Source organism: Luteimonas sp. RC10 (genome assembly GCF_014192745.1).
Taxonomy (GTDB): domain Bacteria; phylum Pseudomonadota; class Gammaproteobacteria; order Xanthomonadales; family Xanthomonadaceae; genus Luteimonas.
In genome coordinates this window covers 1-20,977 of the sequence record NZ_JACHYJ010000006.1, presented here as the reverse complement: position 1 = coordinate 20,977, position 20,977 = coordinate 1, and the positions used below count along the sequence as shown (strand labels likewise).

The window sequence follows — 20,977 nt, the reverse complement described above, 5'->3', positions numbered from 1 at the left end:
CGCCAGCGCGGCGCACGCGACCGGTCACGCAACCGGCGTGTCGCCGGCGCCGAGCAGCTCGGCAATCGCGTAACGGCGCGGCGCGCGCCCGGCCAGCCGCGCCGCGACGTGCAACGCCCCGGCCGCGAAGATGTCGCGATCGCCGGCCCGGTGAACGAGCTCGATGCGCTCGCCGCGGGTCGTGAACTGCACCAGATGCTCGCCGACGATGTCGCCGGCGCGGATCGAGGCATAGCGCGGACGAGCGCCCTGCCCCTCGACGGCCGCGCCCAGCGTCAACGCGGTCCCCGATGGCGCGTCGAGCTTGCGCGTGTGGTGCGACTCGACGATGTCGCAGTCCCAGCCCGGCAGCATCGCCGCCGCGCGCGCCACCAGGTCCTGCAGGACCGCGACGCCGAGGCTGAAGTTCGAGGCCCACAGCACCGGAATCCGCGCCGCTGCGGCGTCGAGCGCCGCATTCTGCGCCTCGGACAGGCCGGTGGTGCCCGAAACCAGCGCCGCGCCACGCCGCTCGCACAGCGCAAGCAAGGCGTCGAAGCCCGCCGGCAGGCTGAAGTCGATGGCGACGTCGAAAGGCGGCGCACCGCCGAGCTCGGCAGCGCCGAAATACGGCACCCCGCCGATCACCCGCTGGCGCGGCGCACTGCCCGACACCGCCGCCACGACTGTTAGGCCGTCGCAGGACGCCGCCAGCCGCAGCACGGCCTGCCCCATCCGGCCGGACGCCCCGTGCACCAGCACCCGGACAGGCGAGGTCACCGGGCCACCGCCAATCGCAGCAGCGGGGTCGAAAGGGCAAGACAGTCGGGTCGGATCTTCATGTCGCGCATTCTAGCCTCGAGGTGGAAGCGTGGCCGGCCGCCTCGAGCGAAGATCGCATCGCGTCGTTTCCAGGACTGAGCGTTCCAACAACGAACGCAGATCCACGCATCTCACATCGCCCGCGGCGGGCGCGGCGCAATCCGCTGCGCGGGTCAAGCACAGCTTCGTTGCCTCCGGGCGACGCATGGTGATTTTTTCGCCACCACGAGCGTGCCGCGCCAATGAAGGGCCGCCCCCGCTTATCCACATCTTTGTGACCAGGCCATCCACACCGGCTGTGGACGACCGCGGCCGGAAGCGGCGCGGCGCAGCCGTCAAGTCGCGACCTGACCTCCGTCCTCGCCGGCCCGGGAGGCGACAGCATGCGATGCACTCCCAATTGCGCAGGTCAAGTCCGGATTCTCCGGTTGCCCAGACGGATGGCGAAAATTTCACCACGCAGAATGCACCCGCCTGCGAAGCGGCCGCGCGATGCTTATCCACACCTTTGTGACCAGACCATCCACATCGCTTGTGGATGACCGGCGCGGAGGCCGCGATCGCGACGTCGTCAAGCGGCCGCGGAGCGCTCTCCCCGCCTGGGGTTCGACCGCAACACCATGCCTGCAATGCCATCGCCCACGTCGTTGGGCGTGCAGACCCTACACGCGCCGCGCGCATGCAGAACCGAGTGCGCAAAGCAAGCCCTGCGTTGGGCTGCGAACCATTGCCTGGCGAAAAAATGACCACCCCAAAGCACGCCTGATCGCAAGCGGACCGGCGCGGCTTATCCACATGTTTGTCGTCATGACATCCACACCGGCTGTGGATACCGATCGCGCGATGGGCGATGTGTCCGTCCGTCAAGCAGTCCGGTCGCGGAATCGACGCGCCATGCCCATCGCGCGTTTCGAATCGCATCGACGATCGTCCGCAATGCGGATGCACCCAACGACCTGCAGGCCACAATCGCCGTACCGGGCGCGGCCCATCGGCGGCGCTGGCATCGCGTGACGTACCGCGTCAGCCGTTCGCCGCTCGACTGCGGAGCGCCCAGTCGGTGCGCGACCGGCGCCCAGGTCGAAGACGTCGGTCCCATCGCCTCAGCGACGAAGTGCGTGGGCGGTACTTTCAATGCGGTGCGCCAGGCTGACAGGCGCACGAAGCGGCCTGTCGTCCACGCATGGACCGTCCATGGACGCCCGCGCCGTGTCTGCGACTCGCCTTGTTTGCGCCAAGAGGGGCAAGTGACGATGCGCCCGCTCGGGCACGGCTTGCCTGACGCCGTGGGGTCAGCACTGCGGCACAAGCGTATGGATGAAACCTGTCGGCAGAAGGCGGTCGACGCCTTCGCCGCATCTGCATCGCGCGCGCCGACAAGCGCCCTGCGGAGCGGCGCGCGCGGGCTCAGGACGTCATGCGTTCCCAGAAGCCCTTGACGCCATCCATGAAGGTGCTGGACTTGGGCGAATGCCGGCGCGCGTTCTCGGTGGTGAACGTCGCCTCGAAGCGCTGCAACAGATCGCGCTGGTCGGCCGTCAGATTGACCGGCGTCTCGACGAAGATCTTGCAGTACAGGTCGCCGACCGAACGGCTGCGCACCGACTTGACGCCCTTGTCGCGCAGGCGGAACACCTTGCCGGTCTGGGTCTCGGCCGGAATGCGGATCTCCGCCTCGCCGCCAAGCGTGGGCACGCGCACCGTATCGCCGAGTGCGGCCTGCGAGATGCGGATCGGCACCTCGCAATGCAGATCGTCGCCGTCGCGCACGAAAATATCGTGCGGGCGCACCCGCACCTCGACATAGAGATCGCCGGGCGGCGCACCGGCCGGACCGGCCTCACCTTCACCCGACAGGCGGATGCGATCGCCCGAATCGACGCCGGCGGGAATCTTCACCGACAGCACCTTCTCGTCCTCGACGCGCCCCGCGCCATGACACGTCTTGCAGGGATTGGCGATCACCTGGCCATGCCCGCCGCAATGCGGACAGGTCTGCTGCATCGTGAAAGGCCCGCGCTGCATCCGCACCTGGCCGCGACCGGCACAGGTCGAGCAGGTCTCGCGCTTGCCGTCCTCCGAGCCGCTGCCATTGCAGTCGTCGCAGCCGGTCAGCGTCGGCAACTCGATGCGCTTTTCCACACCTGCGACCGCTTCCTCGAGGTCGAGCTCCATCACATAGCCCACGTCGGCACCGCGACGCGGGCCGCTGCGTCCGCCACCGCCGAAGATATTGCCGAAGATGTCGCCGAAAATATCGCCCATGTCCGGACCGAAGCCCGGTCCGGCATTGCCCCCGCCCATGCCGTGCTCGAACGCGGCATGCCCGTGCTGGTCGTACATCCGGCGCTTGCCGCCGTCCGACAGCACCTCGTAGGCCTCCTTGCACTCCTTGAACGCGGCCTCGGCGGCGGCATCGCCCGGGTTGCGGTCCGGGTGGTGCTTCATCGCGCAACGGCGATACGCCTTCTTCAGCTCGTCTTCGCTGGCGGTGCGGGAGACGCCAAGGACTTCGTAGTAATCGCGTTTGCTCATGAGGCCGTGATTCGTAATGCGGAAGGGGGGATGCCAAGCGTCAGAGTGTGATCACGCGAGAAAGAAGCGGAGCTGAGCTCCGCTTCTTTCCATCACGTATCACGACTGCGCCGATTACGCCTTCTTCTCGTCGTCCTTGACCTCGGTGAACTCGGCATCGACCACGTCGTCGGACTTGGGCGCATCGCCCTGCCCGCCGACGTCGCCACCGCCCTGCTGGCCGGCCGCGGCCGCGGCGGCGAACAGCTGCTGCGAGACTTCCTCGAGCTTCTTGGACTTGGCCTCGATCTGCGCCTTGTCGTCCCCCTTCATCGCGGTCTCGACCTCGGCGATCGCCGCCTCGGCGTTGCCGATCACATCGCCGGGCACCTTGTCGCCGTTGTCCTTGATCGCGCTGCGGGTTGCGTGCACCAGCGCATCGGCCTGGTTGCGCGCAGCGACGAGCTCCTGGAACTTACGGTCGTCCTCGCGGTGCGCCTCGGCGTCGGCGACCATCCGCTGGATCTCGTCATCCGACAGACCCGAACCGGCCTTGATCTCGACCTTCTGCTCCTTGCCGGTCTTCTTGTCCTTGGCCGACACGTGCAGGATGCCGTTGGCGTCGATGTCGAACGACACCTCGACCTGCGGCATGCCGCGCGGCGCCGGGTCGATGCCGGTCAGGTCGAAGCGCGCCAGCGACTTGTTGAAGCGGGCCTGCTCACGCTCGCCCTGCAGCACGTGCACGGTCACGGCCGACTGGTTGTCGTCGGCGGTGGAGAAGGTCTGCGAGGCCTTGGTCGGGATCGTGGTGTTCTTCTCGATGATCTTGGTGAACACCCCGCCCAGGGTCTCGATGCCCAGGCTCAGCGGGGTCACGTCGAGCAGCAGCACGTCCTTGACGTCGCCGGCCAGCACGCCGCCCTGCACCGCCGCGCCGATCGCGACCGCCTCGTCGGGGTTCACGTCCTTGCGCGGCTCCTTGCCGAAGAAGTCGGCAACGGCCTGCTGCACCTTGGGCATGCGGGTCTGGCCGCCGACGAGGATGACCTCGTTGACGTCGGACGCGCGCAGGCCGGCATCGTTGAGCGCGATGCGGCAGGGCTCGATCGAGCGCTTGATCAGGTCCTCGACCAGCGCTTCGAGCTTGGCGCGGGTCAGCTTGATGTTCAGATGCTTCGGGCCCGAGGCGTCGGCAGTGACGTAGGGCAGATTGACTTCGGTCTGCTGCGACGAGGACAGCTCGATCTTGGCGCGCTCGGCCGCATCCTTCAGGCGCTGCAGCGCCAGCGGGTCCTTGCGCAGGTCGATGCCCTGATCCTTCTGGAACTCCTCGACGAGGTAGTCGATGACGCGCGCGTCGAAGTCCTCGCCGCCGAGGAAGGTGTCGCCGTTGGTCGCCAGCACCTCGAACTGCTTCTCGCCGTCGACTTCCGCGATCTCGATGATCGACACGTCGAAGGTGCCGCCACCCAGGTCGTAGACCGCGACCTTGCGGTCGCCGCCGCTCTTGTCCAGGCCGTAGGCCAGGGCCGCTGCGGTCGGCTCGTTGATGATGCGCTTGACGTCGAGACCGGCGATGCGACCGGCGTCCTTGGTCGCCTGGCGCTGACTGTCGTTGAAGTACGCCGGCACCGTGATCACCGCCTCGGTGACCTTCTCGCCCAGGTAGTCCTCGGCGGTCTTCTTCATCTTCTCGAGGATGCGCGCCGAGACTTCCTGCGCCGACAGCTTCTTGCCGTCGCTGGTCGCGACCCAGGCATCGCCGTTGTCGTGCTCGAGGATCTTGTAGGGCACAAGACCGATGTCCTTCTGGACCTCGGCGTCCTTGAACTTGCGGCCGATCAGGCGCTTGACCGCGAAGAACGTGTTGTTGGGATTGGTGACGGCCTGGCGCTTGGCCGAGGCGCCGACCAGCACCTCGCCGTCCTTGGTATAGGCGACGATCGACGGCGTGGTGCGGTCGCCTTCGCTGTTCTCGATGACCTTGGCCTTGCCGCCGTCCATGATCGCCACGCACGAATTGGTCGTGCCGAGATCGATGCCGATGATCTTTGCCATTGCAGTGCTTCCTCTAGGAAATGTCGTTGTGCGGGGACGGCGGCGAGGCCGTCGATGCGGGGTATCTGGGGACGCGCAACACAGCGTTCAAGCGGTGTGATGCGCAATGGCGCCCGTCTGGCGCCGGTCGTGCTCAGTCGTCCTTGGCCACGACCACCATCGCCGGGCGCAGCAGGCGCTCGTTGAGCAGGTAGCCCTTCTGGAAGACCTGGGCGACGGCGCCCGGCGGCACCCCCGGCACCTCGACGATGCTCATCGCCTGATGGTGTTCAGGGTCGAAGGGGTCACCCGCCGCCGGCGCGACCACGCGCAGGCCGTTGCCCTCGGTCGCCTTGACCAGTTCGCGCAGCGTCAGTTCGACGCCGGCGCGCAGCGGATCGTTTTCCGGCGCACTCGCAAGGCCTGCCTCGAGCGCATCGAACACCGGCACCAGCGACGAGAGCAGGCGCTCGTTGGCGAACCGGCGCGCGGTCTCGATCTCGCGCGCCAGGCGCTTGCGCTGGTTCTCAAGGTCGGCGCGCTCGAGCAGGCTCTGGGCGCGCACCTGTTCGAGCTCGGCCTTCAGCAGCTCGACCTGCTCGGTCAGCTGGGCCTCGACCGGCGTGGCCTGGTCGTCGGACTCCTGGGTTTCGGGGTGCTGCGTCTCGTGCTGTTCCTGGGTCATGTCTGGTTCCGGGGCGGGCGTCTGGCCGCCGACCCGCCCAGCTATGGGGCTGGCCGCCGCGGTTTCAAGCCGCGGCCGGGAACTCGACGCCTCCGCGCCCGGTGACGTTAGGCCGCGTCTGGCGTGCGGCCCGGCGCACCGTCGCCTGCCGCGGGATGGCCGCCGAGCGCTGCGCCCAACAGATCGGCGGTCGCCTGCACCACCGGGATCACTCGGTCGTAGGCCATGCGGGTCGGGCCGATCACGCCCAATACGCCCAGCGTCCGCCCGCCCGCGGCATAGGGCGCGGTGACCAGCGACACGCCCTCCAGCGGCGCCAGGCCGGTTTCCTCGCCAATGAAGATGCGCACGCCCGGTGCGTGCAGGGTGCGTTCGAGCAACTGCAGGATTTCGCGCTTGCGGGAAAACGCCTCGAACAGCTCGCGCAGCCGGTCCAGATCCGACAGGTCCTGCACCCCGATCAGCCGATTCTGCCCGGCCAGCACCATGTCCTCATCTGCCGGCACCAGCGCCTGTTCGGCCAGTTCCATCGTCTGCGCCAGCAGCGCCTCCATCTCGTCGCGGGCGTGGCGCAGTTCCTCGACCAGCGTCGCCCGCACCACCGCCATCGGCCGGCCGGCGCAATGCTGGTTCAGGTAATTGGCCACGCGCTCGAGCTCGGCGGCGTCGAAGCTGCGCCGGGTCTGGAAGATCCGGTTCTGCACCTCGTGGTCGGCGAACACGATGATCGCCATGACCCGCTGGCCGTCGAGCGGCACGAAATCGATGTGCCGGAACGCCAGTTGCTCGCGTCGCGGCACCGAAACCACGCCGACGAAGCGCGTCATCGCCGAAACCAGCTCCGACGCGCTGCCCAGCAGCGACTGGTGCCCGCCGGCGCCGATCAGTTCGCCGCGCAACCGCACCAGTTCCTGCTCGCGCAGCGGCTTGACCTGCAACAGCGAATCGACGAACACGCGGTAGCCCTGCGCGGTCGGCACGCGGCCGGCCGAGGTGTGCGGGGAGCTCAGCAGCCCGGCCTCCTCCAGGTCGGCCAGGATGTTGCGGATGGTCGCCGGGCTCACATCCAGCCCGGCATGCCGGGCGAGCGTCTGCGACCCGACCGGCTCGCCGTCGCGGATGTGCCGCCCGATCAACGTGCGCAGCAGTTGGCGGGCGCGCGGGTCGAGCGGATGGCGGGTGTCGGACGACATGCGGGCGGTATACGGCGCCGCCGCCACCGATGCAAGCGCGGTCTCCACCGGTGAGACGCGCGCGGGCTATCAAGCCGCCGCTACACGACCGCAGGCCGCCAAGGCACAATTCCACCGATGCTCACCCACCTCGCCATCCGCAACTTCGCCGTCGCCACCGCCACCGACCTCGAGTTCGGTCCGGGGCTGACCGTCATCTCCGGCGAGACCGGCGCCGGCAAGTCGCTGCTGGTCGATGCGCTGGGCTTTCTGTCCGGCCAGCGCGCCGACAGCGGCATCGTCCGCCACGGCGCCGAGCGCGCCGAGCTGCATGCCGAATTCACGCTGGACGACGCCGCGCCCGCGCTGCGCTGGCTGCGCGACAACGAGCTCGACGAAGGCGTGACCTGCCAGTTGCGGCGCACGCTGCGCGCCGACGGCGGCTCGCGGGCCTGGATCAATGGGCGGCCGGCGACGATCGCCCAGCTGTCCGAGCTCGCCGGACGCCTGGTCGAGATCCACGGCCAGCACGAACACCAGGCGCTGCTGGCACGCGGCAGCCAGCTGGCGCTGCTCGATGCCCAGGCCGGTAATGGTGCGCTGCTGGCCGCGGTCCGCAGCGCAGCGCAGGACTGGCGCACATTGCAGGGCGAGCGCGAGGCGCTGATCGGCATCGGCGATGTCGGCGAGCGCCGCGACTGGCTGCGCCACCAGCTCGACGAGCTGGAAGGCGAGCGGTTGGAGCCCGAAGCGATCGCCGAACTGCACGTCGCGCACCGGCGTCACGCCAACGCCGCCGGCCTGATCCAGACCTGCGACGCCGCGCTGGCCCGGATGAGCGGCGAGGACGCCGTCGGCCTGCCGCAGGCGCTGCATGCCCTGCGCCACGAGCTGGGCCGGATGCGTGCGCACGAACCGCGGCTGGGCGAGGTGGACGCGATGCTCGATGCCGCCACGATCCAGCTCGACGAGGCCACCCGCCTGCTCGGGCAGGTCCGCGACGACCTCGACATCGACCCGGCCGAACTCGAACTGCTCGAGCAACGCCTGGGCCGGCTGCACGAGCTGGCGCGCAAACACCGGGTCACGCCCGAGGAACTGAGCGAGGTCCAGCAGCGGCTGGCTGCCGAACTCGAACAGCTCGACGGCGCTGGCGAACGCCTGGCGCGCCTGGACGGCGAGATCGACGCGGCATTCGCACGCTGGCGCACCGCCGCCGACCGTTTGGGCACCGCCCGCCGCAAGGCCGGCAAGGCGTTGTCGAAGGCGACGACCGCGCTGATCCACGAACTGGGCATGGGCGGCGGGACGTTCGAGATCGCGTTCGAGCCGGTCGAGCACGACCGGCCCGATCCGCAGGGTGCCGAGCGCATCGAGTTCATGGTCTCGGCGAATGCCGGTCAGCCGCCGCGGCCGCTGCGCCGGGTGGCCTCGGGTGGTGAACTGTCGCGTATCTCGCTGGCGATCGAGGTCGCGGCGCTGGGCCACGACGCGGTGCCGACGATGGTCTTTGACGAGGTCGACTCGGGCATCGGCGGCGCGGTCGCCGACATCGTTGGCCGCAAGCTGCGCGCGCTGGGCGCCAGCCGTCAGGTGCTGTGCGTGACCCACCTGCCCCAGGTCGCCTCCAAGGGGCACGCGCACTATCGCGTGCACAAGGCCGCGAGCGGCGGTGCGACCGAAAGCCGGGTCAGCCTGCTCGATGCCGAAGCCCGTACCGAAGAGCTGGCGCGGATGCTCGGCGGAGTCGAAGTCAGCAGCGAGGCCCGCGCCGCGGCCCGGAAGCTGCTGGAGACAGCCGGTCCCTGAACGGCGGCGTGGCCTCGGGCCGCGCCTGCAGATCGCGCGCTCGGCCGCCGGCCGCTTCGTTCAGCGGCGCTTGCGCACGTACAGCACCAGCGAGTGATCCTCGAGGTGGTAGCCGTAGCGCTCAGCGATCTCGTGCTGCAGCTTTTCGATCTCTGCGCTTTCGAACTCGATGATCTTGCCGGTGTCCACGTCCACCATGTGGTCGTGGTGGCCGCCACGGTCGAGCTCGTAGACCGCGTGCCCCCCCTCGAAATTGTGCTTGAGCACCAGGCCCGCGGCCTCGAACTGGGTGAGCACCCGGTACACCGTCGCCAACCCGATCTCGTCGCCCTGCTCGAGCAACTGCCGGTAGATGTCCTCGGCGGTGAGATGCTGCCGCGGCGTGCGCTGCTCCAGCAGGTCCAGAATCCGCATGCGCGGGTGGGTGACTTTCAGTCCTGCCTTGCGCAGGTCGAGCGATTCCATGAAGTGTCTCCGAGTACAGGCCGGCATTCACTGGCGGTTGAACGCCGGCTGCCTGAATCGCGGTGGCGGCGTGACGCGCAGTGTATCATCGGCCCGGTCTCCGCAGCCCCCGGCCCCTGCCCTCCGCCATGCAGAAAGTCATTCTCGTCTCGGCCCTCGTCCTGGCCACCAGCGGCTGCGCCCTGGTCTACAAGCAGCCGATCTATCAGGGCAACCTGATCGAGCAGTCCGCGGTCGAACAACTGCAGGTGGGCATGGGCAAGCCGCAGGTCGAGGCGCTGCTGGGCTCGCCCGCGATTGCCGACCCGTTCCATCACCAGCGCTGGGATTACACCGCCACCCAGCGGGTCGGCCGCAGCGGCCAGACCGAGGTGAAGAACTTCACGGTCTACTTCGAGAACGACCAGCTCGCACGCTGGGAAGGCGACTACTTCCCCAACCGCGATCAGGAACTGGCCGAGCAGATGCGCAAGTTCGGCAACCTGCCCAAGGAGCGCGGCAAGCGCCGCTGACGGCGCGTCAGTCCGCGTCGCGCTTCGCCGCGCGGCGCCTGCGCGCTTCTTTGGGGTCGAGCTGCAACGGGCGCAACAGCTCCAGGCGGTCGCCGTCAAGCAGTTTCGCAGCGGCTTCCACGCGTACGCCATACACCGCATAGCCGGCAATGCCGGCCAGCACCGCCGGATCGGGCAAGGCCGCCAACGCCATCGCGACATCGGCGCCGTCAGGCAGCGCGAGCGTCCAGCTGCGGTACGCCCGCGGCTGCGCGTCAACGACCTCGATCCGCATCGTCGCGCTCAGCCGGCCGGCTCGCGCTCGGCGACCCGGATGAAATCGTTGACCATGCGATCGGCAAGCCCGCGGAACCCGAGTGTGAGCGCCGGCAGCATCAGGCGGCTGCTGGGCTCGAACTCCAGCGACAGCGACACCTTGCACGAGCTCGGATCCAGCGCACGGAACGTCCAGCGCCCGTGCAGCGACTTGAACGGGCCGTCGCGCAACTGCATGTCGATGGTATCGGGCGGCGACAGGATGTTCTCGGTCGTGAACCACGTCCGCAAAGCGCCCAGACCCAGATCCAGCCGGGCGACGATGCGGTCGTCGCCCGATTCGAGGACCTGCGCCGAATCGCACCAGGCGAACCGGCGCGGATAAGCAGGCACATCATTGACCAGCGCAAACATGCGCTCGGCCGGTTGCCCGACAAGGGCGCTACGTTCGATCTTGGGCATGACTCGCCTGGAGGACGTGCTTCGAGGACAATGGGGAAATGAGCAAGAAAAGCGGCAAGGCCAAGGATAAAGCAAACAGCACCGGCACCATCGCGCTGAACAAGCGCGCGCGCCACGAATACCACCTCGAGGACCGCTACGAGGCCGGCCTGGCGCTGCAGGGCTGGGAGCTCAAGGCCATCCGCGCCGGGCGCGCCAACATCGGCGAGAGTTACGCCGTCATCCGCCACGGTGAACTGTTCCTGTTCGGCGCCCAGATCACCCCGCTGATCCAGGCCTCCACGCACGTCGTGGCCGATGCCCACCGCACGCGCAAGCTGCTGCTGCATAGGCGCGAGATCGACGTGCTCGTCGGCCGCGTGCAGCGCGACGGCTACACCGTCGTGCCGACCGCGCTGTACTGGAAGGGCAACAAGATCAAGGCCGAGATCGCGCTCGCCAAGGGCAAGCAGAAGCACGACAAGCGCGAGACCGAGCGCGAACGCGACTGGGCGCGCGACAAGCAGCGGCTGCTGCGCCGGCACAACAAGGACGCCTGACCGCCGACACCTCAGGGCCGCGACGGCTCCGGCTTGCGCGCCAGCGTGAAGCGGAACGTCGCGCCCTGCCCCGGCGTGCCTTCGGCCGAGATCGTGCCGCCGTGGCGCTCGACGATGCGCTTGACCGACGCCAGCCCCACCCCGTGCCCCTTGTACTCGTCCTCGCGGTGCAGGCGCTGGAACGGACGGAACAGCTTGCCTGCATACTCGGCGTTGAAGCCCGCGCCGTTGTCGCGCACGAAGAACGCGCCATCGGCGCCGCGGCCGAACTCGATCCTGGCCTCGCCGGTATCGGCGGTGAACTTCCAGGCGTTGCCGAGCAGGTTCTGCAGCAGGTTGCGCACCAGCGCCGCGTCGCCCTCGGCAATCAGCCCCGGCGCGATGACGACCTCGACCCGCCGCGCCGGCTCGGCCTGGCGCAGCTCGGTCACTACCTCTTCCGCTAGCCGGCTCAGGTCCAGCGGGCTGCGCTTGAATTCACCGCGGCTGATGCGCGACATCTTCAGCAAGGCGTCGATCAACGCGTCCATGCGCGCAGCCGCATTGCGCACCCGCGCCAGATAGTCCTGCCCCTGCGCATCGATCGCATCGCCGTAGCGCTCGGCCAGGATCCGTCCGAAGCCGTCGATGCTGCGCAGCGGCGCACGCAAGTCGTGCGAGACGATGTAGGCGAACGATTCCAGTTCGTGGTTGGCCTGGGTGAGCTCGCGGGTCCGCTGCTCCACACGCGATTCCAGCGTGCGATTGAGCGCATGCACCTGCGCCTCGGCGCGCAAGCGCTCGGTCACGTCGTCGACCTGCACCAGGCGCGTGACCTCGCTATCGGCCTCGCCCATCACCAACGTCGAGGCCAGATGCACCTGGCGGATGTCGCCATCGCAGCGGCGCAGGCGCCGGGTGCTGCGGTGCACCCCCTCGCGCAGGGCCTGCATTTCCTGTGTCCGTGTGACCTGATCCTGCGCGTCGACGAAGTAGTCGCTCAGCCGCGTGCCGGTCATCGCCGCCTGCTCCAGACCCGCGATCTGCGCCATCGCCGGATTGGTCTCGACGATGGCGCCGTTGCGGTCCAGCAGCACCATGCCGATGGCCGAGTAGCGCATCGCATTGCGGAATCGCTGCTCGCTGCGGCGGTAGGAATCACTGAGCCGGCGCGCCAGGAACTCCGCGCGCGACTGTGTCCTGGCCAGGGTGAGCACCACCGCGAACAGCAGCAACGACGCCAGCACCCCGGTCACCAGCGTGGTCTGCAGCTCGCGCATGCCGCCTGAGGTCAGCGGCCCGATGTGCTGGAAGTCGTAACGCCAGGTGCGCCCGTAGACCGTCTGGGTCAACGAATGGAGCACCCGCCCCGAGGGATCGGCGTCGAAGTTGCGCGTCTGCAGCACCGGCGCATCGCCGCCATCGGTCACATCCACGATGCGGAAGGCCGTCTGCGAGCCGGCACCGACGCCCGACCGATCGATGAACTCCTCGGAGCGGAACGGCGCGAACACCCAGCCCATCAACGCGTTCTCGCGCGCGACCGGCGTCTCGGGAAACCGCGCCGTGCGGTAGACCGGCCCGAACATCAGCACTCCCGGCTCGCCATCGGCGACCATGGGACGCAAGGTCACCGGCGCACTCAGGCGCACCTGCCCGGTATCGCGCGCAGCCTCCATTGCCGCGCGGCGCACCGGATCGCTGAGCTGGTCGTAGCCGATCGTCGCGCGCGAGCCGAGCGTCTCCGGCTCGAAGTACACAATCGCGCCATACTGCTCGCGCGCGCCGCGCGGCGTGACCGAAAACAGGCCCTCGCCCTGCGCCCGCCGCCGCAACTGCAGCTCGGCCAGCCCACGCGGGTCCACATAAGCGACATAGCCCAGCCCGACCATGCCCGGCAGTTGCCGGGCGATGTCCAGGCCCTCGACATAGCCGCGCCATTGCCGGGTGGTCGGCATGTCCGCCGCCGCACTGTGCAGCGCCACCCCGCCCCGGATACTCAGCTCGTACTGCAGCAGACGCTGACGGACCGCGTCGGCCAGACGCTCGGCCTCGGCGACGAAGCTGCCCTCGGCCAGCCGCTGCTCGCGCTCGCTCGCGTTGTGCGCGTACAGCGCGACCATCAGTAGCGCGCCAACCAACACCAGCACCGCGAGCCCATACCCACGGCGCAGCCGCGCCCGCAGCGAAGCGGGCGTAAGGCGTTGAAAAGGCGAGGATCCAGCCATCGCGACAGGATAACGGCCTGACGACGCGAAGACATCGCCCCCCAGCGCCGCCAACCCGGCATGGACAGGAACTGGACGGCTCCGCGCAGCACCCCCGCTGTCCGATCCGCTGGAGTAGGTAACTGCACGGCCGCTCCCTCACAGACGCGCTGAGCGCGGAACCGCACCGACCGGGTGGCCCACAGGCTGCTAGCCTGGCGGCCCCAAGGGGCGCTGGACGCGGCCCCTGGCCCCAAGAGCACCCCATGCACCGCTTCTCCATCGAAATCGATGCCATCGGCACCCAGGAGTCGGATCTGCTCGAGTGCCTGACCCGCATCGACCTGCAGCAACCCCTGGATCCCGAGGCGTCACCACTCATCGATCGACTCGTCGCCAGCGGGCTGGTCGATCGGACGCCCGACGGCGAACTGGCGCTGACCCTCGCCGGCATCGAGCGCTGCAAATCGCTGAACCTGCGCGTCTCCTCCGACAGCGCAGCTCGCGGCGTGCTCGATGCACGTGGGCGGCGCGGGTCATAGATCTGGTCTCGACCGTCCCGCCCCCGCCTTGACGCGGACACACACGCGGCACACGAAACGAAAAGGCCGGAGAGATTCTCCGGCCTTTCGTGTGGGACCAATGTTTGGTGGAGGTGGCGGGAGTCGAACCCGCGTCCGAAGGCACTCCATCCCCGGTACTACATGCTTAGCGCACCGTTGGATCTCGCCCCGGAACAGCACGGTGCGCAAAGCGCATCCCGGGACCAGCCTGTCAGTTCAACCACGGCAGACAGGCGGCCGCCGCGGCTGGTTCCTGTGATGATGACCCTACATCCACGAGCACAGGCACAAGTGGGTTCGGGGCTTACGCCTTAAGCGGCGAGAGCGTAGTTGTCGTCGTTGGCAACTAAAAGTTTGCCGCTGGATTTACGAGGAAAGCTGCCCCCTCGGCATGCACCAGGTAATTTCGCGACCCCCGTCGAAGCCATGGCACCCCCGGGGAATCAGAACTTACGCTGATGCACGCAGTATAGGGGCGGCCTGATGCGATGCAAGCGGGCGGCGCCAGGATGCGAGCGCAGGTTCATCGGCGGGCCGGCCCCACGGCATCATGCCCAGTGCAATCGTTCCAACTATGAGAAATGTCATCGGCTATAACGTCGCATCGTTCGATCGGTGCTGCTAGCATGCGCGTCCCCTTGGGGAGTAGCCGGCTTCCGCACTGCGGAAGCGCCCGCGTCAACACACTCGATCCATTGCGATCGTGGCGCGTGCGACCAGTCCAGGTTGGCGAGACCAGCGGTGTACCGGCATCACGCGGGTTGGGCGTGCCGGCATGCCGTTGTCGCGCTTGCCCGGCCCCGATCGATGCTCACGATGTCCCTGGCTTCTATCCTCCTGATCGGCTTCGCCATGTCGACCGACGCCTTCGCCGCGGCTGTTGGCAAGGGCGCGGCGATGCGACGCCCCCGCTTTCTCCAGGCGCTACGCGCCGGTGTGATCTTCGGCACGATCGAGGCGCTCACACCCGTGATCGGCTGGGCATTGGGCCTGGCTGCGGCCGCCTATGTCACCGCCTGGGACCATTGGATCGCGTTCGTCCTGCTGGGCCTGCTCGGCGCGCGCATGATTCACGCCGGCCTGCGCAAGACACCCGAAGACGACCCGGATGCTGCCCCCGCCCGACACGGCTTCTGGAACCTCGCCGCGACTGGCTTTGCCACCAGCATCGACGCGATGGCCGTCGGTGTGGGCCTGGCCTTCCTCGACGTCAACATCGCCCTGGTGGCGACCGTCATCGGCATCTGCACCCTGGTCATGGTGACCACCGGCATCATGCTCGGACGCGTGCTGGGCGCGCTCGCTGGCAAACGCGCCGAAATCATTGGCGGATTGATCCTGATCGGCATCGGCGCGGCCATCCTCTATGAGCACCTCGGCGGCGGAGGTGGTCTGCCTACGCTGTAACAGTGCGCCATGCGTGCGCGGCGGCGCCGTCCACGATGCGCACGGTTCACGGTGGCCACACGAGGGCTCCCCGAAGCTCGAATGATCGTCAGCCGGAGCGTCCTCGATGAAAGTCCGCCGCGTCTACAGCACCGATTCCCTGCCCGCCGCACAGACCGCCATCCGTGAGGTGCGCGACGCGGGCATCGAAGACGATGCCATTTCGGTGATCGCTCGGTCGGACATCGAACTCGAAAGCGTGCCCGAGCATCAGAAAGAAGCCCCCACCGACTTCAAGCACGCCGCGATGCGCGGGGCCGGCTTGGGCGGGGCGACAGGCCTGATCGCAGGCCTGGTGGCGGTGGCGGTGCCGCCGCTTGGACTGACTCTCGCTGGCGTCGCCTTGACGACGCTGGGCGGCGCGGCCGTCGGCACTTGGGCATCGTCGTTGGTCGGCGCTTCCCTGCCCGATCCGGTGCGGCGCACGTTCGAGGATGAGATCGAGGCGGGCCGCATCCTGATCGTCATCGATGGTGAAGGCGACGCGTTGGCGCGTGCCGAGGCCGCGCTGCAAGCCGCGGGTGCGCGACATCTGCCGTATGAGGAGGCGTCGGCGTTGAGTTGAGGCGAGGATTGGCGGAGAGAGGGGGACCGGATCAACTCTCACCCAACCCATTGATCTCATTACAGAACCCAAATCAGGATGTGTCCTGTTTTGTGTCGAGATCATAGCCAGCCCGCCAACTTCCGTGGCACGCGATGCTCTCGCGGTTGGCCTGCAGTCAGCCAAGCGCCGCCGCGGGCGGCATCACACGCATGCGGGCCGGATAATCAGGATGGCGGAGCGTGCCCATGTCCCAATCTCGCTTCTCGGCCCTTGCTGTTCGCGAACGCGAAGCGCTTGGGGTCAAGGGGCGCCAGCCCCTTGCGCACGCATTCCGTAGGAATGCCTAAGTGCGCTCTTGCTTGATTCGCTTTTGCTTCGAAGTTGCATTTGATGGCTTTGCACAGAAGCCCGAATGCGCGACCGACCTCTTGTGCAAGGCCGCATAGACAGCGAAAGCTCTGCCAACGCCTGAGACTTGAGGCGCGCTTGACGAAACCCACTTCTCTGCTTGACTGACTTCTCCTTCAACTGGTCAGGAGCTACGAATCCAAAGTTCGGTGTCGTCGCGCCCCTTGAGATCGGTCCAGCGCACGCTCTCACTAGGACTCGACGAGGTCCAAGTCGTGTGCTAAAACGTCGCACCTCGGCATTGTGATGACGGCTCTTGGGCCTCAGAAGATGTAGGGATCTTGTTTGAATCGGCATGCTTTGAACTGCCGCTCCACCCTTGTTTGAGATGAAGATGGCTGCCAAACCAGCGAAGAAGCATCCCGCTGAACCGATTGTCAGCGCGCCCACCCTGAGCGAGATCCAAGCGGATGCGAGAGCAATCCCGCTCGACGGCCCGCTGGCGGACGTGGTGGTAACGTCCCCTCCCTATTGGCGAAAGCGCGACTACAACTTTGCCGGGCAGATCGGGCAGGAGGCCACTCCGAAGGAATTCGCCGCGACGATGGTGGACTGCCTTCGGGAGTGGCGCCGCCTTTTGGCTCCTCATGGGTCGGTCTTCGTCAACCTTGGGGACACGTATCACAAGAAGTCCCTGGCGGGCGTTCCGGGACGTGTGGAAGCTGCAGCGGCGGACGATGGCTGGAGGCTACGCAACCGAATCATTTGGGCCAAAGAGGGCGGCATGCCGGAGCCTGCCAAGAACCGCTTGGCTAATCGGCACGAATACATCCTTCACTTCACCCGCGATGGCGACTACTATTACGACACGTTTGCCTACGCAGAGCGTTTTGGTAACGGGAGCACGCCCAGCGACGTCTGGAACATCGCGCTTCAGCGAAGCATGGGAAGTCACCTCGCGCCTTTCCCTGAGGAGCTGGTGGAACGGGCAGTGACCCTGGCTTGCCCCTTGATGGTGTGCAATGCCTGCGGCAAACCTAGGCAGCGCATCATCGCTCGCACTGCCGAGCTCGACCCCTCGCGACCCCAGGCGGTGCGAGCCATGGCGCTGGCCAAGGAGCACGGACTCACGCCGCGTCATATCGCGGCAATTCAGGCCACGGGCATCTCAGACGCCGGTAAGGCACTACGAGTTCAGACAGGCACCGGGCGCAATGCTCCCAGCGTTCAAGTGCTTGCTGCGGAAGCGAAGAAGGTTCTTGGTGGCTACTTCCGAGAGTTCACGTTTGCCAAGAAGAAGACCGTCGGGTGGTCGGATTGCGGTTGCAACGCTGGATTTCGCCCAGGCCTTGTCCTCGACCCGTTCAAGGGAACAGGGACCACCCTCCGCGTCGCTCAAAAAATGAACCGATCCGCAATCGGTATAGACTTCGCTCCAGTCACGGATAAGGCCGTATGGAGCGACTATGGCAAACACAAGGCGATTGAGAAGAGAAGCAGTCGGCGCGGCGTGGTCACAACTCGAGCAAAGTAACGTCCACACTCACTTCCTGGGCTACCTCGCCGTTCGAGAGGCAGCGCGCATCGAGGGACGAACAACAGATCTTATGGTCGGATTTAGGGACTTCTTTGATCGTTTTCTTCGTGCTCGTGGAATGACTTACGCAGACCCCTACATCAAGCCTTTTGGCGGCCCTACCAACAACAGGAACGTTGCGGGCTCCTATGCTCTTAGCTCGCTTCGAAACGTTGCCCCACTAACCAGGGTCGTCTCTGCCAGGAAAGAAGGATCGACCACTCTATTTAGCCTTAAGACGGAGCACTCGAAACTCGCGCTGGAGGCTCTGCTCAGGGGAAATCGTATCTCCTCGCTGGCTTTAAGCGTGTTTCTTTATCGGGACTACGAGATCTCCGAATCGCATGCGTCATCAGAAGGGTTGTTGGATATTTTCAACCACGACTTCAACATCAAGCGGCACGAAGAACTAACAATGTTCCGCGTTCCATTTGCTTACAAGGGAGCTTACTTTTGAAAGGAAACTACCACGAGGGCCGTTCCGAGCTTCCCGTAGAAGAGGAAGAGCGTTTTAGTCCAAGTGACTTGGGAATCGAGATCAAGGGCCTGCCATCACAGGCGACCCGCCTGTCGGTTGCAGAAGACCCACCAGCGGACTACCAAGAGCCGATTCTGGTTGAAATTGCCGATGACCATCCGCTTTGGGTTTCGACCGAGCACGCTGTGGCGGACGGATACGCAGGCGTGATACTGAGTGGACCGCCCGGGACGGGTAAGAGCTGGTATGCCGAACAGCTAGCCCTCAGGATGACAGGATCTCGTGGACGGGTTCGAACAGTTCAGTTCCATCCAGGCTACCAATACGAAGATTTTGTAGAAGGCTGGCGCCCTGACGACTCGGGTGGGTTTGTGAGGCGGTCCAAACACCTTTTGGTCTTGGCTAGAGCCGCCCGTATGGCGCCGGATGCTCAGCACGTCTTGGTCATCGATGAAATAAGCCGAGCCGATGTCCCGAGGGTCTTCGGTGAAGCATTGACCTACTTGGAAATGTCGATGCGAGGAAAGATTTTTCACCTCGCATCGGGTCGCGCGGTGAGCCTGCCGCCCAATCTTTTCATTATCGCCACGATGAATCCGTGGGACGTGTCGGTGGACGAGCTCGACGTTGCGTTGGAGCGCCGGTTTGCACATCTGGAGGTCGGCCCTAGCCTGACCGAGCTGGAGTCCATCTTGCGGTTGAACAATGCGAGCGAGCGAGTCATCGACCGCTCAAAGCGCTTGTTCAATCTTCTGCAACGCTCTAACAACCACATGCTTCACATGGGCCATGCGTATTTCGCAAGGGTGGTGAGCGAAGAATCACTGGACCGTCTATGGCAGTTCCAAGTTTGGCCGCACATCAAGCGGGTCACTCGCTTGGATCCCAGCGAGGGCCAGCGGCTAGAAACGGCTTGGTTGGCGCTATCCCGGCCCACCCCTCCAGAAAACGAGGAGCTGGCGTCAGGCCTACGGAGTTCGGATAATGCCGCCCCCTGAAGCGGACACTCCGGATCCTTCTAGCCCTCTGATTTGCAAGACCGTGGAACACGGTGAGCTAACAATCTCGCCTAGTTATATCTTTAGCGGTGACCGGCTGCTTTTAAACCCAGAAGTTCAAGAATCAGGGTATTTGGCGGTTTCTCTCGATAAGGGGAGGATTCGACTGCGGGCGACCTCTTGGGTTGGCTTTATCCCTCTAAATGCTCGGCTTGCTGTTGAGGTACGGCCCCGAGTGCCCATCAGTGTAATGGGAGAATTGCTTGAACATGTAGCCGTTAACAAGCAGCGAGTTATCCACATTGGAAGCGTGAGCTACACAACAGGCCAGCTTCGTCCGCAAAACTTGATAGACCTTCTGGCTCTGCGGCTAGTGACTTTGACTAAGCAAATGCGATTGAACGGGCTGGATCATTCTTATCGACCAACAGTGGTCGCGGGCCGCACGCCTGTCGGAAGTATACTGCCTTTCGCCACCAGGGTCAGACAGGCCTTCAAAGGAAACCGGGCGGAATCCGTTTCCAGCGCGTGGATCAAAACGATTGACACGCCGGCAAACCGGATGGTTCTCGCCACGCTCCTTTACCTTCATCGGCTCTACATGCGGCTCGGCCACTCGAAAGGGGCGCCCACCATGCGGGCAGAACTGGGTGACGGCATTGAGGTCTTTCGCCGCATCGAAGCCGGTCGCCAAGAGCTCTCCATGCTCGCCCTCACCCCCATCGAGGGCAAAGCCGCGAAAAGGCCGGAATACCTGGAAGCGAGCTCTATTGCACGCGCCGTCTTCGGGCAGGCGGGCATACAGCCCCAAGCGACTGGTCTGCTCAGCCTGTCGCCAGTTGTCTTCAACCTTGAAGACGCTTTCGAGGCGTTTCTACGCACTCGGCTGAGGGACTCTCTGACAGAGTCCGGGCTGAGGGTTCTGGATGGGAATATAAAGCACCCTGAGGGACTCCAAGACGTGCTTTACAGCGAGCCGAAGCATAAAAAAGCAGAAGGAATTCCGGTCAAGCCAGACATTGTTATCTGTCGAGGCAGCGAAGTTTTGGCAGTTATCGACGTCAAGTACAAACCTTACGGAGGAGGCCTGCCTGATCGGGCGGACGTGGAGCAGGTTGTCACCTATGCTCAAATTTACGAAACCAACCTCGCAATCGTCGCCTTGCCGCAACGCCCTCCAAACGCGCACCCTTTGATACCGATTGGGCGGATTGGACAGACAAACATTGCGGTACTGGCAGTCAACCTCAACACAAATGATTTAGCTTCCGAAATCGAGATTGTCGCAGGATCGATTACACGAGTTTTACTTAAAAGGCCAGGCCCTGTTCAATCTGATCTAGTGAGCCCAGGCCTAGCTGTGATCTCTCAGTAGGTTGTTCATCCGGGGCATCTCTGGAAGATGGGGGTTACGAAGCCAACCAGCCCCCAGGAGCCCCGGATGAACCTGCATAAACATGCCCGATTAACGCCGCATGGTCGAGCTTTGCTGGTGCGTCGGATCCTGCATGAAGGCTTGCGCGTGGAAGAGGCAGCGCAGGCGTGCGGAGTCAGCGCACGCACCGCGTACAAGTGGCTGGA

The 20,977-nt window shown here is 65.8% G+C and carries 20 protein-coding genes, 1 other RNA gene and 1 riboswitch; of the genes, 11 read left to right on the top strand and 10 right to left on the bottom strand.

What is annotated here, in order from left to right; genetic code table 11:
• Positions 1 to 24 precede the first annotated feature (24 nt).
• From dapB to hrcA, 5 genes are all read right to left on the bottom strand, one after another.
• On the bottom strand, positions 25 to 759 hold the full coding sequence (gene dapB, locus FHW73_RS11350) for a 4-hydroxy-tetrahydrodipicolinate reductase (RefSeq protein WP_183426834.1): 735 nt from the start codon (positions 757 to 759) through the stop codon (positions 25 to 27).
• A 1,449-nt stretch (positions 760 to 2,208) separates the two neighbouring features.
• Positions 2,209 to 3,336: a molecular chaperone DnaJ gene (dnaJ, locus tag FHW73_RS11345; RefSeq protein ID WP_183426833.1), complete on the bottom strand. Its 1,128-nt coding sequence runs from the start codon at positions 3,334 to 3,336 to the stop codon at positions 2,209 to 2,211.
• A gap of 114 nt (positions 3,337 to 3,450) precedes the next feature.
• Positions 3,451 to 5,376 carry a molecular chaperone DnaK gene (gene dnaK / locus FHW73_RS11340; protein ID WP_183426832.1) on the bottom strand — a complete coding sequence of 642 codons (1,926 nt, stop codon included), beginning with the start codon at positions 5,374 to 5,376 and terminating at the stop codon, positions 3,451 to 3,453.
• 133 nt (positions 5,377 to 5,509) lie between these two features.
• Positions 5,510 to 6,040: a nucleotide exchange factor GrpE gene (gene grpE, locus FHW73_RS11335; protein WP_183426831.1), complete on the bottom strand. Its 531-nt coding sequence runs from the start codon at positions 6,038 to 6,040 to the stop codon at positions 5,510 to 5,512.
• 107 nt (positions 6,041 to 6,147) lie between these two features.
• Entirely contained in the window at positions 6,148 to 7,233 is a 1,086-nt protein-coding gene (gene hrcA, locus FHW73_RS11330) for a heat-inducible transcriptional repressor HrcA (protein WP_183426830.1), read from the bottom strand.
• 117 nt (positions 7,234 to 7,350) lie between these two features.
• Here hrcA and recN point away from each other — a divergent pair, with 117 nt between their 5' ends.
• Entirely contained in the window at positions 7,351 to 9,021 is a 1,671-nt protein-coding gene (recN, locus tag FHW73_RS11325) for a DNA repair protein RecN (RefSeq protein WP_183426829.1), read from the top strand.
• A 60-nt stretch (positions 9,022 to 9,081) separates the two neighbouring features.
• Here recN and fur read toward each other — a convergent pair whose 3' ends face one another.
• The gene (gene fur / locus FHW73_RS11320; RefSeq protein ID WP_047135112.1) at positions 9,082 to 9,486 is read right to left on the bottom strand and encodes a ferric iron uptake transcriptional regulator; all 405 of its coding nucleotides are present in this window, start codon (positions 9,484 to 9,486) and stop codon (positions 9,082 to 9,084) included.
• A 128-nt stretch (positions 9,487 to 9,614) separates the two neighbouring features.
• On the opposite strand from fur, the gene bamE reads away from it, so the two are divergent.
• A complete protein-coding gene (gene bamE, locus FHW73_RS11315; RefSeq protein ID WP_183426828.1) occupies positions 9,615 to 9,998 on the top strand; it encodes an outer membrane protein assembly factor BamE in 384 nt (127 codons plus the stop codon).
• Between the two features lie 7 nt (positions 9,999 to 10,005).
• Here the strand turns inward: bamE and FHW73_RS11310 are convergent, their stop codons facing one another.
• Together FHW73_RS11310 and FHW73_RS11305 are read right to left on the bottom strand one after the other, a co-directional pair.
• Positions 10,006 to 10,284, bottom strand: coding sequence for an RnfH family protein (locus tag FHW73_RS11310; RefSeq protein WP_183427098.1), 279 nt, complete (start codon positions 10,282 to 10,284; stop codon positions 10,006 to 10,008).
• Complete coding sequence (locus tag FHW73_RS11305) at positions 10,281 to 10,715, bottom strand: SRPBCC family protein (RefSeq protein WP_183426827.1); 435 nt, start codon at positions 10,713 to 10,715, stop codon at positions 10,281 to 10,283. The genes FHW73_RS11310 and FHW73_RS11305 overlap by 4 nt, the downstream gene beginning before the upstream one ends.
• A gap of 38 nt (positions 10,716 to 10,753) precedes the next feature.
• On the opposite strand from FHW73_RS11305, the gene smpB reads away from it, so the two are divergent.
• Entirely contained in the window at positions 10,754 to 11,254 is a 501-nt protein-coding gene (gene smpB / locus FHW73_RS11300; protein ID WP_047135116.1) for an SsrA-binding protein SmpB, read from the top strand.
• A gap of 11 nt (positions 11,255 to 11,265) precedes the next feature.
• Here the strand turns inward: smpB and FHW73_RS11295 are convergent, their stop codons facing one another.
• Positions 11,266 to 13,383, bottom strand: coding sequence for a CHASE domain-containing protein (locus FHW73_RS11295; protein WP_183426826.1), 2,118 nt, complete (start codon positions 13,381 to 13,383; stop codon positions 11,266 to 11,268).
• Between the two features lie 323 nt (positions 13,384 to 13,706).
• Here FHW73_RS11295 and FHW73_RS11290 point away from each other — a divergent pair, with 323 nt between their 5' ends.
• Positions 13,707 to 13,982 (top strand): hypothetical protein, encoded by a 276-nt coding sequence (locus tag FHW73_RS11290; RefSeq protein ID WP_183426825.1) that lies wholly within the window; start codon positions 13,707 to 13,709, stop codon positions 13,980 to 13,982.
• 105 nt (positions 13,983 to 14,087) lie between these two features.
• Here FHW73_RS11290 and ssrA read toward each other — a convergent pair.
• Positions 14,088 to 14,440: a transfer-messenger RNA gene (ssrA, locus tag FHW73_RS11285) on the bottom strand.
• A 197-nt stretch (positions 14,441 to 14,637) separates the two neighbouring features.
• A riboswitch (yybP-ykoY riboswitch) is annotated at positions 14,638 to 14,766 on the top strand.
• Between the two features lie 53 nt (positions 14,767 to 14,819).
• On the opposite strand from ssrA, the gene mntP reads away from it, so the two are divergent.
• The 7 genes from mntP to FHW73_RS11250 all read left to right on the top strand — a co-directional run.
• Entirely contained in the window at positions 14,820 to 15,410 is a 591-nt protein-coding gene (gene mntP, locus FHW73_RS11280; protein WP_183426824.1) for a manganese efflux pump MntP, read from the top strand.
• A 106-nt stretch (positions 15,411 to 15,516) separates the two neighbouring features.
• On the top strand, positions 15,517 to 16,014 hold the full coding sequence (locus tag FHW73_RS11275) for a hypothetical protein (protein WP_183426823.1): 498 nt from the start codon (positions 15,517 to 15,519) through the stop codon (positions 16,012 to 16,014).
• A gap of 718 nt (positions 16,015 to 16,732) precedes the next feature.
• Entirely contained in the window at positions 16,733 to 17,878 is a 1,146-nt protein-coding gene (locus tag FHW73_RS11270) for a site-specific DNA-methyltransferase (protein WP_183426822.1), read from the top strand.
• Entirely contained in the window at positions 17,811 to 18,377 is a 567-nt protein-coding gene (locus FHW73_RS11265; RefSeq protein ID WP_183426821.1) for a hypothetical protein, read from the top strand. Before FHW73_RS11270 ends, FHW73_RS11265 begins: the two co-directional genes overlap by 68 nt.
• Complete coding sequence (locus tag FHW73_RS11260; RefSeq protein ID WP_183426820.1) at positions 18,374 to 19,396, top strand: AAA family ATPase; 1,023 nt, start codon at positions 18,374 to 18,376, stop codon at positions 19,394 to 19,396. The genes FHW73_RS11265 and FHW73_RS11260 overlap by 4 nt, the downstream gene beginning before the upstream one ends.
• Positions 19,383 to 20,771, top strand: a complete 1,389-nt coding sequence (locus tag FHW73_RS11255; protein ID WP_221187526.1) for an McrC family protein — start codon at positions 19,383 to 19,385, stop codon at positions 20,769 to 20,771. The genes FHW73_RS11260 and FHW73_RS11255 overlap by 14 nt, the downstream gene beginning before the upstream one ends.
• A gap of 66 nt (positions 20,772 to 20,837) precedes the next feature.
• Positions 20,838 to 20,977 (top strand): leucine zipper domain-containing protein (locus tag FHW73_RS11250; RefSeq protein ID WP_183426527.1); only part of this gene is annotated, 140 nt, incomplete at its 3' end.

Excerpts from the sequence above, each read along its gene's own strand:
- recN (WP_183426829.1), top strand. The coding sequence starts at position 7,351 with ATGCTCACCCACCTCGCCATCCGCAACTTCGCCGTCGCCACCGCCACC.
- mntP (WP_183426824.1), top strand. The coding sequence starts at position 14,820 with ATGTCCCTGGCTTCTATCCTCCTGATCGGCTTCGCCATGTCGACCGAC.
- dnaK (WP_183426832.1), bottom strand. The coding sequence starts at position 5,376 with ATGGCAAAGATCATCGGCATCGATCTCGGCACGACCAATTCGTGCGTG.
- bamE (WP_183426828.1), top strand. The coding sequence starts at position 9,615 with ATGCAGAAAGTCATTCTCGTCTCGGCCCTCGTCCTGGCCACCAGCGGC.
- FHW73_RS11265 (WP_183426821.1), top strand. The coding sequence starts at position 17,811 with ATGGCAAACACAAGGCGATTGAGAAGAGAAGCAGTCGGCGCGGCGTGG.
- grpE (WP_183426831.1), bottom strand. The coding sequence starts at position 6,040 with ATGACCCAGGAACAGCACGAGACGCAGCACCCCGAAACCCAGGAGTCC.
- FHW73_RS11270 (WP_183426822.1), top strand. The coding sequence starts at position 16,733 with ATGAAGATGGCTGCCAAACCAGCGAAGAAGCATCCCGCTGAACCGATT.
- FHW73_RS11290 (WP_183426825.1), top strand. The coding sequence starts at position 13,707 with ATGCACCGCTTCTCCATCGAAATCGATGCCATCGGCACCCAGGAGTCG.
- FHW73_RS11255 (WP_221187526.1), top strand. The coding sequence starts at position 19,383 with ATGCCGCCCCCTGAAGCGGACACTCCGGATCCTTCTAGCCCTCTGATT.
- dnaJ (WP_183426833.1), bottom strand. The coding sequence starts at position 3,336 with ATGAGCAAACGCGATTACTACGAAGTCCTTGGCGTCTCCCGCACCGCC.
- FHW73_RS11305 (WP_183426827.1), bottom strand. The coding sequence starts at position 10,715 with ATGCCCAAGATCGAACGTAGCGCCCTTGTCGGGCAACCGGCCGAGCGC.
- hrcA (WP_183426830.1), bottom strand. The coding sequence starts at position 7,233 with ATGTCGTCCGACACCCGCCATCCGCTCGACCCGCGCGCCCGCCAACTG.
- fur (WP_047135112.1), bottom strand. The coding sequence starts at position 9,486 with ATGGAATCGCTCGACCTGCGCAAGGCAGGACTGAAAGTCACCCACCCG.
- FHW73_RS11275 (WP_183426823.1), top strand. The coding sequence starts at position 15,517 with ATGAAAGTCCGCCGCGTCTACAGCACCGATTCCCTGCCCGCCGCACAG.
- smpB (WP_047135116.1), top strand. The coding sequence starts at position 10,754 with ATGAGCAAGAAAAGCGGCAAGGCCAAGGATAAAGCAAACAGCACCGGC.